Genomic DNA, 15,213 nt, shown 5'->3' on the forward strand with positions numbered 1-15,213 from the left:
TCAAATTTTTCCGTCCAATCGAAAGTATTGATAACGATAAAATTAACGAGGGATTCAAATCGGATGGGGGACAACTCCGGAATATGGCACACCCAGCGGAGAGCGCGTTCGTGGGCGCGATCATCGGCCTGGTTACGGCGCTGGTCGCGTTCCCGACGCGAGTCGGACGGTTGCTCGCGCCGGCGGGCGGGGTCGTCGTCGACGGGATCCGCTGGGCCAGCGAGGCACTCCCCTACTGGGCGTTCATCCTGAGTATCTTCCTCGGGACGATGATCGTCGCCGTGGTCGTCGCCTACGAGTTCGCCAGGGTCGGCTACGCCGCGGTCCGGCGGGCCGGCCCGCGGACGAAACGCATCGTCCGGTTCGTCACACCGAACACACCCATCGGGAAGGCGGCGTTCGCGTTCAGTTTCACGATCCTCTTTCTCATCGGATCGGTCTGGGCACTGCCGTACGTGATCGGTGACCTCGGCGAGAACAGCGCCGTCAGCGACGCCGGGAACTTCACCAACGGGAGCGACCCACAGAGCGCGCTCGAAGACGCCAACGACCGCATGGACGACGTGCTGTCCGGCGACGTCGCCACCCACGGCGGCGCCGAGGGCGCGGGTGACGACGAACGCGCCTACGACCGGCCGCGACCGGACCGGGACGGCGACCGCCTGAAGGATAGCTGGGAGCGCCGCGGCCGCACGCCGGGCGGCGCGGACCTGCCCAACGCCGACCCCGACCGGATGGACCTCTACGTCCAGTTCGACTACGGGAGTTACACCCACCCGCTCTCCCAGCGTGAACGACAGGCACTCAAGCGGGTCTGGGCCGAGATGCCCGTCGAGAACCCCGACGGCTCGACCGGCATCACGCTCCACATCGACGACGAGCGTGACGACGGGTACGGCGGCGCCATCGGCGGCGAAGTGTCCGTCTCCGGCGAGCGCGTCGAGGACGTTCACCAGTACTACACCCGCGGGAACCTCGGCCCGCGGCGCTGTCGCTACCACCAGGTCGTCGTCGGTGAGGTCCGGGGTGGCAGTCAGGTCGGGTTCGCCAGTGCCCCCGGCTTCGGCGGCGTCATCGACGACGAACGGCAGGCCTACGACGGCGACGTTCCCTTCCGCGTCCACGTCATCACCCACGAACTCCTCCACAACGTCGTCGGCGAAGTCGACGGCAAGACCCACACCAGCGAGGGCTGGCTCTCCCCGACCGTCGACGCCGACGAGGCCTTCCTCTCCGACGCCGTCAGACAGGACCTGAACGACGGACTGGCGGGGTCGGCGTACTACCAGCAGACTCTCTGCTGACCTACCTCTTTCCCGCGCGGGTGAGTTTTGGCCACCGTTCGCGGCAAAAACGTGGGCGAAAAAGGCTGAAGCTCGGCCTACGGCCTCGATTCAGTGAACCGCTCGCTTCGCTCGCGGGTGCTCCCGTTGGATGGAGAGTGGCTATTGTGGAGACTGGCGACGTTTCAACCCAAGATAATAATTGGCAGCTGTTTGATTTAGCTGCCACCGATGTCCAGCGATCACGGGGAAACAGACTCGACCGGCGGTATTGACTCGCAGTCCGTCGCTCGGCTGGTCTTGCTCCTCCTCGCTTCCGTTGGCCTCACGAGCACATTCATCTCGCCGATTGAGGTTACAGTGGCTGTGATAATCATCTCACTTCTCGTCTTGATCCTCCTCCAGCTCTGGAATCTGTCTCGCTCTATGCGGGAGCTCGAAGAGCGGATCGTGTCCCTCGAGGACACGTCGAGGAATCGGGTCACTTCCAGTCTCGCACAAAAATCGTCGTGTGCAGTGCTAGTGGGAGACTGTTGCGCCCGCGACGAACGTGTGGTGAATACGCGAGCCGACTTCGAACGCCTTCAGGGCAACTCGCGCATCCCGTCGAGCATCGTCGGCAGGTCCGTCGTCGTCACGGCCAGCGAGAAGCCGTCGATCCGGGCCAGCCGCGGGGCGTGCTCCCAGAGACCCTCCTCGTCCAGTCCGTGGAGGACGATGGCGTTGGGCGTCGGCGTGACGACACGCATCGCCACCAGCGGCGACTCCCCCCGCGTGACGTTCGTGAATACCAGCGCGCGATTGGTGGACTGGCCGTAGAGCCGGTAGAACTCCTCGCTGGAGAGGCGAGTGATCGCCTCGATGCTGTCGATGACGGTGTGGCCGGCGACGGTCGTCTGCGCGCCCTCGACGATCTCGGTCGCGCCGATGGCGTCGTAGTACCGCTCCAGCGGAATCGTCGCCGGGTACTCCCGGAGGTCGTGGACGATCTCGCTGTCGAACCCGGCCGAGAGGACCCTGGCGTGCTGGCGGATGCGCCCGCCACCGCGGGCCTCGTCGATGTCGAGCAGCGCGCCGACGATGCGCTCGATGACGCCGATCCCCGGGCTCTGCCGGCGGCCGCTCTCGTAGTCGGAGATCACCGAAGAGGAGACCTCCAGCGTGTCGGCCAGTTCGGTCTGGGACACGTCGAAGTCGGTCCGCCACTTCCGGATGGTCGCCCCCGGATCGTCGCTGAGCGTGATCTCGCCGGCGATCTTCTCGGCGAGTTCACGACGTGGCCCACGTCCCATGTCGCCAGTGGACGCACTCGAGGACTTTAACGTACCGGCACGGCAGCGCAGTCACCGGAAGGGATTTGCCTGGACGCTCCGATGACCCTCCATGCCATCGACGGTGGTGCATCTCGCCTTCGCGGGCATCCTCGCCGCCGCCCTGCTCGGTGACGCTTTCTCACGCCGGTCTCTGACCGTCGTGTTCGCCGTCGTGATCTTCGCCGACTTGGACGTGTTCGTCGGGTTAGCGGTCCCGGGCGCTCACCGCGCGGCCTTTCACACGCTCCTGCTACCGGCGATCGCCGCCGGCCTGCTGTACTACGACCGGCGCCGCGACCGGCCGTGGCTCACCGGCCGGTTCGGGGAACGAGCACCGCGGGTCGCCTGGGTGTCGCTGCTCGCGTTCACGTTCGCCGCGGTCGGCCTCGACATGTTCACCACGTGGGGGGCGAACCCGTTCTATCCACTACACGATCAGTTCTACTCCATCGGTGGGACCCTGGAGTACTCCACACAGCGCGGGCTGGTCCAGACGTTCGTCGAAATCGGTGCCGATCCGGTCAGCGACGGAACCGGAACGCGGGCGCTGGGCACGACCGAGAACTACCACGTCAACAGCGGCGTCGACCCGACTGCGGGGAGCGAACCCGAGAACGTCGACCGGGTGTTCCCGGTCGCCCAGTCGGGCTGGCAACTCCTCCTCGTTCTGACGAGCCCCGTCGTCCTGTGGACCCGAGCGCGGCAGGATTAGTTCGTCTGACCGGCGACGACGCTCCCGAGTGCGCCCAGCACGAGCGGGTAGATCAGACCCGCGACGAGTATCGCCAGCAGAGGGTCCGGCCCGACCGAACCGGCATCGCCCTGAACCCGAACGAGGAACGCACCGGCCGCGGCCAGCGGGAGGTAGCCCGCGACGACCGTCGCGCCCGCTTTCGCCGCCTCGGCCGCGTCGGTCGAGACGCTTCGGCGACGCCCCACGGCCAGGCCCGCAGCGAACAGCAGGAGGACCGGGAGCAGATACAGGCCCGGTGAGACCGTCTCGGACCGGGAGATCAAGTTGATGGTTTCGCCGAAGATGGGCACGTCGACGACCGTCGAGACGAAGTGCGCGTTGTAGAACACCCACCCGACGGCCTGATAAGTCAGGTCCTGCCCACCGAATGCCTGGAAGACCTGGTTCAGGGCCGATTCGCGGATGTCACTGCCGACCAGCAGGTACGTGAAGACGTACCCGAGCAGGTACGCGCCTGCACCTGCGATTGCGCCGGTTTTCAGTGGCCACTCGCGAATCTGGTCAGTACTCATATCTTTCAGGTCGCCCCCGCCCGGAATGAGCCTTGTGGCCCCACTCTTTACCCAGGGAGGCTCACTCCGCTCGTCACCACCCGCACAGAAACGTGAGCGAAAAAGCCGACTCGGCCCTGTGGGCGTCGCCGGACGCGATGCTGATCTGCCACGACCCCCGCTCCGCAACCCCTAAACGCGGTCCGTTCGTTCGTCCGTCAATGAGTGACTGGACCGAGAAATACCGCCCGTCGACGCTCTCGGAGGTCCGGGGCAACGACAAGGCCCGCGACGCCCTGAGAGAGTGGGGGCGGACCTGGGACGAGCACGGGGAGGCGGCCATCCTGCACGGGAGTCCCGGCATCGGGAAGACCTCCGCGGCCCACGCGCTGGCCAGCGACATGGGCTGGGACACCGTCGAACTCAACGCCAGCGACTCCCGGACCAAAGACGACATCGAGCGACTTGCCGGCCGCGCCGCCAAGAACACCACGCTTGGCGGCACCGGCAAACAGCTCATCATCGTCGACGAGGCCGACAACTTCCACGGCAACGTCGACCGCGGCGGCTCCAGGGCGGTCACGTCAATCGTCAAGGAGGCGGGCCAGCCGGTCGTCCTCATCGCCAACGATTTCTACGAGATGTCGAACACCCTTCGGAACGCCTGCCGGGAGATCGAGTTCCGCGACATCTCCGCCCGGTCGATCGTCCCCGTCCTCCGGGACGTGTGCCGCCAGGAGGGCATCGAGTTCGAAGAGGACGCCCTCGAAGCCATCGCCGAGTCCAACAGCGGCGACCTCCGGGGCGCGATGAACGACCTGCAGGCGCTCGCACAGGGCCGCACGGAACTCCGGGCCGAGGACGTGGTGACCGGCGAACGCGACCGGACCAACGGCGTCTTCGACTACCTCGACACCGTCATCAAGGAGGCCGACGCCGAGGAGGCGCTGAAAGCGTCCTACGACGTGGACGAGACGCCCGACGACCTGATCAACTGGATCGAGGACAACATGCCCAAGGACTACCAGGGTCGGGAACTGGCACGGGCGTACGACTACCTCGCCGACGCCGACCGCTGGCTCGGGCGAGTACGGGCGACTCAGAACTACTCCTACTGGCGCTACGCCGGCGACAACATGACCGCCGGCGTCGCCGCCGCCCGGGACGGCGAGAAGGGTGGCTGGACCCGCTACGGCCCGCCGAGTTACTGGTCGAAACTCGGCCGCTCACGGGGCACGCGGGAGAAACGCGACTACGTGGCCCGCGAGGTCGCCGAGAACCTGGGCGTGAGCATGGCCACCGCCCGCCGCGAGGTCATCCCGCACCTGGCGGCGATGACCCACCACTGCAAGAACCGCGAACTCACCGTGGCGATGGCCGCCCGGTACGATCTGGACGCAGAACACGTCTCCTTCGTCACCGGCTCGGGCAAGGACACCAACAAGGTCCAGGACATCGTCGCGGACGCCGAACGACTCCGGGAGGAAGCCGCCGTCGAACACTCCGGTGGCGCGTTCGAGGACGCTCACGCTGGCGGCGCCGACGAAGACGGAGAGAGCGCGGACACCCCGGACGGCGACGACGAAGAGGGAGACGAGGAAGCCGAGGACGGCGAGGGCCAGGCGACGCTCGCCGCGAGTGCGGCGGCGGACGAGTCGGTAGACGACGCGAGCGACGCGGCGTCGGCAGAGAACGAGTCGAGCGAGGACGACCAGCAGTCGGGGCTCGGCGACTTCGTGTAGCGGCGGGGAGAAGGGGCCGATCTCAGAGCCGGACCGGGCCGGACGAGCCGTCGGCGCTGGCGTCTGCGCCGGCGTCGGTGTCCGCGTCGGTCGCGGCCTCGGTCGCGGTGGTGGCGCTCTGGAACGCCCAGGCGGTCGTCGCGGTCATGGCCGCGAAGATTGTCAGCGCGGCGGTGTGGTGGAGGACCTGCGCGACCGGTCCGTAGAACCAGATCGTGTTCGCGCCGAGCAGGACCTGCACGGGCAGGACAACGAGGGCGACGGTCGAAGCCCAGCGGATGTCGGTCCGTGGCTGGCGTTTCCAGGCGGCGTAGGTCGTTCCGATGATCATGAAGCCAGTGATCATCGCGACGAAACGATGGAACCACTCGACGAAGCTCGGCCAGTCTGCCGGGAACAGGCCGAACACGGCTCCGTTACAGAGCGGCCAGCGCGCCGCGCAGGACAGTCCCGCACCGATGGCACCGGTGTACACGCCGAGCAGGATGAGCGAGAACGTCATGCCCATCGTCGTCGCGGCGAGGTGGCGAAAGCCCAGTCGCATAGTCGACGCTCAGGCTCGCATCTACTTATGTTCCGCCTTTCGTTCCCACGGCCCGGAACCGGATCGACGAACGTCGAACATTATTTTCGGTTACCTTTTTACGCTGGCAAGGTCCCCATAGTGCATGGGACTAGACGAGGATTCGCTCGACTATCACCGGGAGGACCCCCCGGGGAAGATCGAGATTTCGACGACGAAGCCAACCAACACCCAGCGTGATCTGAGCCTCGCCTACTCGCCGGGCGTCGCCGCCCCCTGCCGTGCGATCCGGGACAACCCCAACGACGCGTTTACTTACACGGCCAAGGGGAACCTCGTCGGCGTCGTCTCCGACGGCACCGCGGTGCTCGGCCTGGGCGACATCGGCGCACAGGCCTCCAAGCCTGTGATGGAGGGGAAAGGCGTCCTGTTCAAGCGCTTCGCCGACATCGACGTCTTCGACATCGAACTCGAGGACGCCGACACCGAGGAGATGATCCGCTCGATCAGTTCGATGGAGCCGACCTTCGGCGGGATCAACCTCGAAGACATCAAAGCGCCCGAATGTTTCGAGGTCGAGGGCCGGTTGCGAGAGGAGATGGACATTCCCATCTTCCACGACGACCAGCACGGGACCGCCATCATCTCCGGGGCCGCGCTGCTCAACGCCGTCGACATCGCCGGCAAGGACCTCTCCGAACTCGACATCGTCTTCTCCGGTGCCGGCGCGAGCGCCATCGCAACCGCTCGCTTCTACGTCTCGCTGGGCGCGAAACGGGAGAACATCACCATGTGTGACTCCTCGGGGATCATCACCCAGGCCCGCGCCGAGAACGACGACGTCAACGACTTCAAAAAGGAGTTCGCCCGCGACGTGCCCGAGGGCGACCTCGCGGACGCGATGGTCGACGCCGACGTGTTCGTCGGGCTCTCGGTCGGCGGCATCGTCTCCGAGGAGATGGTCCGGTCGATGGCGAGCGATCCGATCATCTTCGCGATGGCCAACCCCGACCCGGAGATCGCCTACGAGGACGCCAAACAGGCTCGCGACGACACCGTCATCATGGCCACGGGTCGCTCCGATTACCCCAACCAGGTCAACAACGTGCTGGGCTTCCCCTTCATCTTCCGCGGTGCGCTGGACGTGCGCGCCACCGAGATCAACGAGGAGATGAAACGCGCCGCCGCCGAGGCACTGGCCGAGTTGGCCCGACAGGACGTGCCCGACGCCGTGGTCAAAGCCTACGGCGACCAGCCCCTCAAGTACGGTCCGGAGTACGTCATCCCGAAACCGCTCGACCCCCGCGTCCTCTTCGAGGTCGCACCGGCCGTCGCTGAAGCTGCCATGGAGAGCGGGGCCGCTCGCGTCGACCTCGACCACGAGGAGTATGTCGAGCAACTGGAAGCCCGGCTCGGGAAATCCCGCGAGATGATGCGGGTCGTCCTCAACAAGGCCAAAAACGAGCCCAAGCGGGTCGTCCTCGCGGAAGGCGACGACGAGAAGATGATCCGTGCGGCCTACCAGATGGACGATCAAGGGATCGCCGATCCCATCCTGATCGGCGACCGCGAACGCATCTGGGCGATCATGGAGACGCTGGCGCTCGATTTCGACCCCGAGATCGTCGACCCCGGCGAGGGGAGTCTCGAACCCTACGCCGAGCGGCTGTACGAACTCCGCCAGCGCAAGGGCATCACTCGCCGCGAAGCCGGCGAACTCGTCCAGGACGGCAACTACCTCGGGAGCGTCATGGTCGAGATGGGCGACGCCGACGCCATGCTGACCGGGCTGATGCACAACTACCCCTCGGCCCTGAAACCGCCGCTGCAGATCGTCGGCACCGCCGAGGACGCCAACTACGCCGCGGGCGTCTACATGCTCACGTTCAAGAACCGCGTCGTGTTCTGCGTCGACACCACCGTCAACCAGAACCCCGACGCCGAGGTCCTCTCGGAAGTGACCTGCCACACCGCCGAGCTGGCCCGCCGGTTCAATATCGAACCTCGCGCGGCCATGCTGTCGTACTCGAACTTCGGGAGCGTCGACAACCAGGGCACGCGCAAGCCCCGGAGGGCCGCCGACCTCCTGCGTGACGACCCGCAGGTCGACTTCCCCGTCGACGGGGAGATGCAGGCCGACACCGCCGTCGTCGAGGACATCCTCAACGGCACCTACGAGTTCTCCGACCTCGACGAGCCCGCGAACATCCTCGTGTTCCCGAACCTCGAAGCGGGCAACATCGGCTACAAACTCCTCCAGCGGCTCGGCGGCGCGGAGGCAATCGGCCCGATGCTCGTCGGCATGGACAAGCCCGTCCACGTCCTCCAGCGCGGCGACGAAGTGAAGGACATCGTGAACCTCGCGAGTGTGGCAGTGGTGGACGCGCAACAGAACGACTACTAACCACCTTTTACTTCGCCGGGTGCGCTCCGCGAACCCGGCTCGCAAAAACGTGGGCGAAAAAAGGCTCGGCGCTCACTTCGTTCGCCCCGAGGGAACCGCGCGCCGGGGGCGCGCGGATGCTAGCAGCCGACCTCGAACTTCGAAACTCACTCCGTCCCCAGCGACGACATGCGCTTCCCGGTCTCGAAGTAGAACTCGGCGATCACGCCCGACCAGAGGAAGGCGATGACGACGACGGAGACGGCTCCGGGAACGCCGACGGGCGAGAGAAATCCGGCGACGGCCAGCCCCACGGCCAGCAACGTCACCAGGAAGACGTACTCGTCGAGCGGGTCCGTCGCCAGCAGTGCGGTGTCGACGTAGGCGTAGGCCGCGCCGACGGCGACGCCGACGACGAGCGCGACGAGCGACGCGAGCAAGGGCCCGTCCGGAAACGGACCACCCCACAACTCGACGACGACGTAGATCGTCAGTGCGAGTGTCAGCACGCCCGCGTGTGCGACTGACGCGACCGGCTCCCAGAACCCCCCGTCACTCCCCATTGACACATCGTGGCAACTGCCAGCATAATAAATCTTGTCGCGTCAATCGCTGGCACCGCGATCCGACCGGGAGGGCGGCGGCACCTGCTTCTCGGTCGGGTCCTCGGGGATGACACACCGGTCGGGTTCGTGGTTGACGTGGGCGTACTGGTCGGGCGCGTTCGCCAGCGGATGGGCCGGATTCACGTCGCTGGAGATGCGAGCGGCCCGGATCTCGTCGAACCCGTTGATCCGGGCGCGGATACCCCGCCAGTGGAGGTTCGTGGCCGCCGGCACGGAGACGGCGGGATTCCAGTCGGCACCGCGGGAGTCGATGACGGCCTGGTTGACGTTGCCCGCCAGGTCGTCGTGATCGATCAGGACGCCGATGCGAGCGTCGTCGGGCGCTCGCGCCGCGAGGACGTCCAGCCCGAGGTGGAGTGCACGGTACTCGGCGACGTTGTTGTCTGGGGCACTGTCGGCGACCGAGAGCCGCGCCACACGCTCCCCGTCGCGTGTCTCGATGACCACGCCGAGACCGCCGTCGGGGTCGTCCCCGCCCCCGACCGCGCCACTCCGGCCTCTGTAGGAGCCGTCTGTGGCGAGATAGAAGTCCCGGTGGTGGGTGCGGGGAGGGTGTGCAATGTGTGGCGTCGGCGACTCGTCGAACAGGTCCCGAAGGGACGGCCGGCCGTAAGCGGCCATATCTCCACTATGGACACGGGACAATTTAAATATATGGGCCTCTCGAGGGTGACGACTGGACGCCTGCGGAGGGATTCAGCCACCGGAAGGACTACGGCCGGGCCGGTCGTCCCCCCGGGCATGCTCACCGCTCGCGACATCATGACGACCGACGTGGAGACGGTCGCACCCGACGACGACGTGGCCGAAGTCCTCACGAGACTGGCTCAGGCGAAGTTCAACGGCTACCCCGTCACCGACGGCGACGAACTCGTCGGCATCGTCACGCAGGGCGACCTGGTCGATCTGTTCCAGCCCTCCGACCGGACGCTGTGGATCCCCGTCGGCTTTCCCCCGTTCCTGGAGAGTCTGACCTACGGCATCGACCTCTCGTGGGACAACCTGGACGTGGGGCTGGACATGGTTCGCAACTCCGGGAAGTCGATCAGCGACGTGATGACCGCCGACGTGGTGACGGTCGCCCCGGACGACGACATCGACCGCGTGCTCGATCTGCTGGCCGACCGCGAGCGGGACATCAACCGCTTGCCGGTCGTCGAGGACAGCGAGGCGCGAAGCGCCTCCGACAGCCGGACGCAGTCCGGCGACGGCCGCGTCGTCGGCATCATCGCCCGGCAGGACACACTGCGGGCGCTCCGCGACGAGCGACTGGAGACGGCGGGGTAAGGCGGGCGGCGTCAGTCGTGGTAGCGGTGACCGATGACCGCCGCGACAACGTTCAGAGCGAGCAGGCCGACGAACGCACCGACGATCGAGCTACTCCGGAGACCGTAGGCCAGCAGCGGGAGGTAGAGGAAGGGCAGGACGATCGCGGACCAGAAGGCGAGACCGGTCACACCGGCTTTCAGACCGGTCCCGTACTGCGCCAGTGCAGGGCGGAGGTCGCTCACTGGCGGGAACAGCCGTCGTTCGTTACTGGAGGGACTTGACGATGCCATCGTATCGTTCTATCAATGCCTTCGATAGCCGACCCCTTATAACCGGCCGAGCCTTCGGCCCGTTTCGATTCATTTCATCTGACTACCAGCAGCGTACGGACATTTCACAACACGCGCAGAACGCTCGATAAATTTTATTCCCGCATCTAAGGTCGTAACGTCGAATTACAGTCGGCTATTATTCCGCACTCGTCTGCCCGGAAAGAGTGGACCGAGCGGCCAGTGTAAGAGATTGATTACCATACACGTGGTGGCTGTTAGCACGTGTCGAGTTCGGTCAGCAACCGTTCTCGGGTCGTGGAGTCGAGGTCGGCGGCGGCACGGTCGGTGAACGGGGAGACCAGGAGCGTCGCGAGCGCGCGGTCGGTCTTGGACTCGATGCGGTCGATGGCCTTCTCGACGGACTCGATGGACTCCTCTCGTGTCGCGGCGATCTCCTCGACGGAGTGGTCGTCCAGCATCGCGGCGATCTCGCGTTCGCCGTGGCTCAGGATGGATGGGCGGGCGGTGTCGTCGGACATACTGATAGTTCGACGCGGTCGGGCAAAACGGTGGCGTCACCCCAGTACGGTGACGGAGACTTCGTGGGGGCCGGCCGGCGTGTCCAGCGTGACGGCGTCGACGAACTGATCGGTGACGGCGTCGCGCCAGGCCGCGACGGCCTCGGTGTGCCGGTCGCGGTGGCGTTCGCGCGTGTACTCGACGGTGGGGTCCCCGCGAAGGGCGTCTTCGGTCTCGGCGGGCGTCGGATACGACGGCGCGGCGTCGGTCACGAGAGCGTCGGGAGCGACGTGTATCGGTGCCGGTTCGTCGTCGTACTCGGTCGTGCTGTCGCGATGGATCCGGGCGCGCATCCGCCCGCTAAACGGCGGGGTTACTCGCAGGACGGGGTCCTGCCCGCTCCGCCGGACCGCCTCCAGTGCGGTGACTACGTCCTCGGCGGCGACCGCGATCGAACGGATCGCCGTCGGATCGGGAGATCCAGTCATAGAGGTGGATGTCGGCCCACAGTATTGAGGGTTCCCGTCCCCGCTCAGTCGCCTGCCACGCTCTGGTGCTGCACGTCCGCGATGAGGTCGTCGATCGCCTGGTTGATATCGCCCACTTCGTCGGTCTGGTCGTCGAGTTCGGTGCTGATCTCGTCGACTGAGTCGACGATGTCGGCGGCGTTCTCGGTCGATTCGTCGATCATGCTGGCGACTTCCTCGGTCGAGGCGGCCTGCTCGTCGGTCGCGGTGGCGACCTCTTCGATTCCGTTGTTGACTTCTCGGACGGTCTCGCTGATCTCTTCGAGCGTGTCCATGGCGTCGTCGACGGACTCGATTCCCCCCTCGATGCGCTCGTTGTTCTGCTCGAGGCTGCCGACGGCCTGTTCCGTGTTCTCTTGGATCTCCTCGATCATGGCCTCGATCTCGCCGGCCTGGGTCTGTGACTCGCCAGCGAGGTCCTTGATCTCGTCCGCGACGACCGCGAAGCCCTCGCCAGCCTGGCCGGCACGGGCGGCCTCGATGGAGGCGTTCAGCGCGAGGATGTTCGTCTGGTCGGCGATATCGTTGATTATCTCGACGATCTCGTCGATCTCTTGGACACTCGACTGGATCGTCCGCACGTCCTCGGCGACGCTGTCGGCCGCCGCCTGGATCTCCTCCATCGCATCGACGACCTCCTCCGCCGAGTCCTGCCCCTCGTCGGCGAGGTCCCGGGCCTCTTCGCTGGCGGCAGCGACCTCCTCGGCCGACGAGGCGATCTCCTCGACCGAGGCCGACAGCGTCGACACCTCGTTTGCCACTTCGGACATGCCCTGGTGTTGTTCGCGAGCCAGCGCCGAGATCTCCCGGGTCCGTTCGGCGATCTCGACCGACGAATCCTCCAGTTCGGCGATCGACGTCCGGATCTCGCTGGCCGCGTCGTGGTCGTAGCCCGCGTTACGGTCGATATCCTGTTCGATATCGTCTTGAATGTCTTCTTCGAGACCGCCGTCACGGGACATTGTTGACGGATGGAAGGGAACTTGCAACAAAACGGTGACTGTCCGGCTGTCAGCATTGATAATCGAATGTTAGCCCGTTTTACAGGTCCCGCGCTACTGCCGGTCGCGCTCGAAGAAGGAGTCGAGCAGTTTCCGCTCTGCCACCCGGAGGTGCTGGTGGAAGGTAGAGCGGGAGATGTCCATCATCGCGGCGAGTTCGTCGCCGTCGACGGCACGCGGCCAGTCGAAGAAGCCGCTGTAATACGCCGTCCGGAGCGCGGTCAGCTGTCGGTCCGTCAGCCGCTCTTCGAGCCCGGCGCGGAACTCCTGACGGGTCTGGACGGGGCGTTCGTGTTCGTGGTAGCCGGCGAGTTCGGTGCCCTCGTACCGGTCCGCGACGAGTTCGAAGAGCGCCCGGGCGTCGGCCTCCCGGGACAGTTCGACGGTGAAGGCCATCTCGCCGTCCTCACTGGTGATCTCTTTCGTGACTGCGCCCCTGTCGACGAGGAGTTCGACGAGCGAGCCGGAGATCGTCAGTTGCAGGAGACAGCCGTCGTCGTGATCGGCCAGCACCGTCACGTCGGAAACGGCCTCCTGCTCGGTCGCGAACGAGCGGACCACTTCGGGGTCACAGCCTTCGACGGTGTAGAACTCGCGGAGCGCGCCGTTCGAGCCGTAGACCGACCCGGAGTAGGAGAACCGACAGTCGAGTTCGGTCGAGGCCGCGTTGAGCAGGAGCGTCGAATCGTCGACGGTGAACTCCATCTCGACGATCCGGTCGGCCGTGAGCGTGCGCTTGCTCTCCAGGGCGTCGATGGCGTTGGCGGTGGCCCGCCCGAGCGCCTCCAGGACGATCTGCTCGCGCTCGTCGAAGGCGTCGGGGTTGCCCGCACAGACGGTGAGGACGCCGTACTCGCTCTCGCGGTTGCCGATCGGGACCGAGATGACCGCCTCGATGCCCGCGTCCCCGTAGCGCCGCCCGACGGCCGAACCGCCGTCGACCGTCGAGACGATCTGTCCGCTCCCGGTCGCGAACGCCCGCGCGCTCGGCGTCGGTGCGTCGGCCTCCAGCGCGACCGTCTCGTCGTCGAGATCCACGTCGGCCGGTCCCGCGGCTGCCCGGACGCGGAGTCGTTCCTCGGAGATGCCGGCGCTCCCGATCCAGGCGAACAGATAGGGATCGGTGTCGGCCAGGCGCTCACAGACGCCGTGTTCGATCTCGTCCCTGGAGACCGATTCGACGAGCAACTGGGTGATGTCCTGGACGAGGCCGTTGATTCGGTCGACGAGGTGTTCGAGGTTCTGACGCTCCTGCTGGGCCTGGCGGGCGTTGTCCTGGGCCTCCAGTTCGGCGAGCCGTCGGTCCGTGATGTCGATGTGTGCGACGGTCGCGAAGTTGCCGTCACCGATGGTGAACGGCGTGGCACGCATCAGGAACCAACTCTGTCCCTCGGGCGTGTGACAGGGATATTCGAGCGTGAACTCCTCGCACTCGCCGTCGAGAACCTGCCTGATCCCCCGGACCGCCTCGATGGCGTAGTCGTCCTCGGTCGGATCGACCGAATCGAAGTAGTTGAACCCCTCCGCGTCCGCTTCGGCACCGGCGGTCCCGTCACCCGAAGCCCCCCAGGAACTGTTGGTGAACAGAATGTGTCCCTCCTCGTCCAGCACAGCGATCTGACTCGACAGCGTATCGAGGGCTGCTCTGGCTATCGATTCGGTGACTTCCATTCAGTCCCTTTCGGTGCCGCAGACGCATAAAAATCCCCCTCGGCCGGTCGCCGTCGACCCCCGAAAACCGTCACACGGGGGCTCACCGAACGGCGGCGTCACTCGGGCGCGACCCGTGAGAGCACCGGAATCTCGGCCCGGCGCTCCGCCGTGAGCAGCGTCCAGTCGACGCCCGCCGGCTTCTCGCTACCCTCGGTCCGGTGGGTCCGCTCGGGCGTCACGACCAGATCGACCGGTACGTCGTGGTGCCCCGTCGGCACGTCCGTCTCGACCACCTGTCGCTCGTGGACGGTCGTCGCGACCGGCGTCGCACCGTCGACCAGCCCCAGTTCCCGCAGCACCGCGAACTCCAGATCGCTGTACCCCTCGCCTTTTCCCACCCGAGCGCCGTCGGCAGTGACGGCGACGCTCCCCGAGACGATCAGATCGACGGGCGCCATCGCGTCGGGACCCACCTGTACGCCGACTTCGGCGGAGCCACCGACCGTCGTCGCGTGGTCGATGTCCTCGACTTCCGCGGGATCGAGCCGCAGGAAACACTCTTCGTCGCGGAGTCGCGGCACGGCCATGTAGACCGTCTTCCCCTGTCGCAGGGCCGCACGCCGGACCGGAAGCTGTGGCGCGTCTGGATTCGCCTTGATCACCTCGGCGTCGCGCCACACCCTGGTGTCGGTCAGCCGCTCGGCGGCGTCGTCCGCACCCGCGAAGTTGGGGATGCGCCCGTGTGGCGGGAACGGAAACCGTGCTTCGCCACTCTCCTCGAGGTCGTCCCAGACGCGCTCGCGGAGGGTTTCTTTGCCCATACCCGAACCCAGCGGTGCCACCGTCATCAGCCTTCA

The 15,213-nt window shown here is 66.3% G+C and carries 16 protein-coding genes; 5 read left to right on the top strand and 11 right to left on the bottom strand.

The window, feature by feature from the left end; genetic code table 11:
* Positions 1-83 precede the first annotated feature (83 nt).
* Positions 84-1,304: a hypothetical protein gene (locus tag EAF64_RS02835; protein ID WP_129067445.1), complete on the top strand. Its 1,221-nt coding sequence runs from the start codon at positions 84-86 to the stop codon at positions 1,302-1,304.
* A 563-nt stretch (positions 1,305-1,867) separates the two neighbouring features.
* On the opposite strand, the gene EAF64_RS02840 is transcribed toward EAF64_RS02835, so the two are convergent.
* On the bottom strand, positions 1,868-2,575 hold the full coding sequence (locus EAF64_RS02840; RefSeq protein WP_129067446.1) for a helix-turn-helix domain-containing protein: 708 nt from the start codon (positions 2,573-2,575) through the stop codon (positions 1,868-1,870).
* Between the two features lie 91 nt (positions 2,576-2,666).
* On the opposite strand from EAF64_RS02840, the gene EAF64_RS02845 reads away from it, so the two are divergent.
* The gene (locus EAF64_RS02845; RefSeq protein WP_129067447.1) at positions 2,667-3,308 is read left to right on the top strand and encodes a metal-dependent hydrolase; all 642 of its coding nucleotides are present in this window, start codon (positions 2,667-2,669) and stop codon (positions 3,306-3,308) included.
* Here the strand turns inward: EAF64_RS02845 and EAF64_RS02850 are convergent.
* A complete protein-coding gene (locus EAF64_RS02850; RefSeq protein ID WP_129067448.1) occupies positions 3,305-3,862 on the bottom strand; it encodes a hypothetical protein in 558 nt (185 codons plus the stop codon). The genes EAF64_RS02845 and EAF64_RS02850 overlap by 4 nt on opposite strands.
* A gap of 200 nt (positions 3,863-4,062) precedes the next feature.
* Between EAF64_RS02850 and EAF64_RS02855 the strand changes: the two genes are divergently transcribed.
* On the top strand, positions 4,063-5,583 hold the full coding sequence (locus EAF64_RS02855; protein ID WP_129067449.1) for a replication factor C large subunit: 1,521 nt from the start codon (positions 4,063-4,065) through the stop codon (positions 5,581-5,583).
* A gap of 22 nt (positions 5,584-5,605) precedes the next feature.
* Here the strand turns inward: EAF64_RS02855 and EAF64_RS02860 are convergent, their stop codons facing one another.
* A complete protein-coding gene (locus EAF64_RS02860; RefSeq protein ID WP_129067450.1) occupies positions 5,606-6,127 on the bottom strand; it encodes a COX15/CtaA family protein in 522 nt (173 codons plus the stop codon).
* Positions 6,128-6,251: 124 nt separating this feature from the next.
* Here EAF64_RS02860 and EAF64_RS02865 point away from each other — a divergent pair, with 124 nt between their 5' ends.
* Complete coding sequence (locus EAF64_RS02865; RefSeq protein ID WP_129067451.1) at positions 6,252-8,510, top strand: NADP-dependent malic enzyme; 2,259 nt, start codon at positions 6,252-6,254, stop codon at positions 8,508-8,510.
* Between the two features lie 146 nt (positions 8,511-8,656).
* On the opposite strand, the gene EAF64_RS02870 is transcribed toward EAF64_RS02865, so the two are convergent.
* Together EAF64_RS02870 and EAF64_RS02875 are read right to left on the bottom strand one after the other, a co-directional pair.
* A complete protein-coding gene (locus EAF64_RS02870; RefSeq protein WP_129067452.1) occupies positions 8,657-9,052 on the bottom strand; it encodes a hypothetical protein in 396 nt (131 codons plus the stop codon).
* A 42-nt stretch (positions 9,053-9,094) separates the two neighbouring features.
* On the bottom strand, positions 9,095-9,736 hold the full coding sequence (locus EAF64_RS02875) for a ribonuclease H (protein ID WP_129067453.1): 642 nt from the start codon (positions 9,734-9,736) through the stop codon (positions 9,095-9,097).
* Between the two features lie 120 nt (positions 9,737-9,856).
* Here EAF64_RS02875 and EAF64_RS02880 point away from each other — a divergent pair, with 120 nt between their 5' ends.
* The gene (locus tag EAF64_RS02880) at positions 9,857-10,402 is read left to right on the top strand and encodes a CBS domain-containing protein (RefSeq protein WP_129067454.1); all 546 of its coding nucleotides are present in this window, start codon (positions 9,857-9,859) and stop codon (positions 10,400-10,402) included.
* Positions 10,403-10,413: 11 nt separating this feature from the next.
* Here EAF64_RS02880 and EAF64_RS02885 read toward each other — a convergent pair whose 3' ends face one another.
* The 6 genes from EAF64_RS02885 to EAF64_RS02910 form a co-directional block, all read right to left on the bottom strand.
* Positions 10,414-10,674: a hypothetical protein gene (locus EAF64_RS02885; protein ID WP_129067455.1), complete on the bottom strand. Its 261-nt coding sequence runs from the start codon at positions 10,672-10,674 to the stop codon at positions 10,414-10,416.
* A gap of 257 nt (positions 10,675-10,931) precedes the next feature.
* Complete coding sequence (locus EAF64_RS02890; protein WP_129067456.1) at positions 10,932-11,195, bottom strand: hypothetical protein; 264 nt, start codon at positions 11,193-11,195, stop codon at positions 10,932-10,934.
* 36 nt (positions 11,196-11,231) lie between these two features.
* On the bottom strand, positions 11,232-11,663 hold the full coding sequence (locus EAF64_RS02895) for a hypothetical protein (protein WP_129067457.1): 432 nt from the start codon (positions 11,661-11,663) through the stop codon (positions 11,232-11,234).
* A gap of 44 nt (positions 11,664-11,707) precedes the next feature.
* Positions 11,708-12,664, bottom strand: a complete 957-nt coding sequence (locus EAF64_RS02900; protein ID WP_129067458.1) for a methyl-accepting chemotaxis protein — start codon at positions 12,662-12,664, stop codon at positions 11,708-11,710.
* Between the two features lie 93 nt (positions 12,665-12,757).
* Positions 12,758-14,374, bottom strand: coding sequence for a bacterio-opsin activator domain-containing protein (locus EAF64_RS02905; protein WP_129067459.1), 1,617 nt, complete (start codon positions 14,372-14,374; stop codon positions 12,758-12,760).
* 98 nt (positions 14,375-14,472) lie between these two features.
* Positions 14,473-15,177 carry a 5-formyltetrahydrofolate cyclo-ligase gene (locus tag EAF64_RS02910; protein ID WP_129067460.1) on the bottom strand — a complete coding sequence of 235 codons (705 nt, stop codon included), beginning with the start codon at positions 15,175-15,177 and terminating at the stop codon, positions 14,473-14,475.
* Between the last annotated feature and the right edge of the window lie 36 nt (positions 15,178-15,213).

The sequence above is a fragment of the Halorientalis pallida genome (genome assembly GCF_004118325.1).
Taxonomy (GTDB): domain Archaea; phylum Halobacteriota; class Halobacteria; order Halobacteriales; family Haloarculaceae; genus Halorientalis; species Halorientalis pallida.

Bases quoted from the DNA above. Each gene is read 5' to 3' on its own strand.
- EAF64_RS02835 (WP_129067445.1), top strand. From the start codon at position 84: ATGGCACACCCAGCGGAGAGCGCGTTCGTGGGCGCGATCATCGGCCTG.
- EAF64_RS02840 (WP_129067446.1), bottom strand. From the start codon at position 2,575: ATGGGACGTGGGCCACGTCGTGAACTCGCCGAGAAGATCGCCGGCGAG.
- EAF64_RS02845 (WP_129067447.1), top strand. From the start codon at position 2,667: ATGCCATCGACGGTGGTGCATCTCGCCTTCGCGGGCATCCTCGCCGCC.
- EAF64_RS02850 (WP_129067448.1), bottom strand. From the start codon at position 3,862: ATGAGTACTGACCAGATTCGCGAGTGGCCACTGAAAACCGGCGCAATC.
- EAF64_RS02855 (WP_129067449.1), top strand. From the start codon at position 4,063: ATGAGTGACTGGACCGAGAAATACCGCCCGTCGACGCTCTCGGAGGTC.
- EAF64_RS02860 (WP_129067450.1), bottom strand. From the start codon at position 6,127: ATGCGACTGGGCTTTCGCCACCTCGCCGCGACGACGATGGGCATGACG.
- EAF64_RS02865 (WP_129067451.1), top strand. From the start codon at position 6,252: ATGGGACTAGACGAGGATTCGCTCGACTATCACCGGGAGGACCCCCCG.
- EAF64_RS02870 (WP_129067452.1), bottom strand. From the start codon at position 9,052: ATGGGGAGTGACGGGGGGTTCTGGGAGCCGGTCGCGTCAGTCGCACAC.
- EAF64_RS02875 (WP_129067453.1), bottom strand. From the start codon at position 9,736: ATGGCCGCTTACGGCCGGCCGTCCCTTCGGGACCTGTTCGACGAGTCG.
- EAF64_RS02880 (WP_129067454.1), top strand. From the start codon at position 9,857: ATGCTCACCGCTCGCGACATCATGACGACCGACGTGGAGACGGTCGCA.
- EAF64_RS02885 (WP_129067455.1), bottom strand. From the start codon at position 10,674: ATGGCATCGTCAAGTCCCTCCAGTAACGAACGACGGCTGTTCCCGCCA.
- EAF64_RS02890 (WP_129067456.1), bottom strand. From the start codon at position 11,195: ATGTCCGACGACACCGCCCGCCCATCCATCCTGAGCCACGGCGAACGC.
- EAF64_RS02895 (WP_129067457.1), bottom strand. From the start codon at position 11,663: ATGACTGGATCTCCCGATCCGACGGCGATCCGTTCGATCGCGGTCGCC.
- EAF64_RS02900 (WP_129067458.1), bottom strand. From the start codon at position 12,664: ATGTCCCGTGACGGCGGTCTCGAAGAAGACATTCAAGACGATATCGAA.
- EAF64_RS02905 (WP_129067459.1), bottom strand. From the start codon at position 14,374: ATGGAAGTCACCGAATCGATAGCCAGAGCAGCCCTCGATACGCTGTCG.
- EAF64_RS02910 (WP_129067460.1), bottom strand. From the start codon at position 15,177: ATGGGCAAAGAAACCCTCCGCGAGCGCGTCTGGGACGACCTCGAGGAG.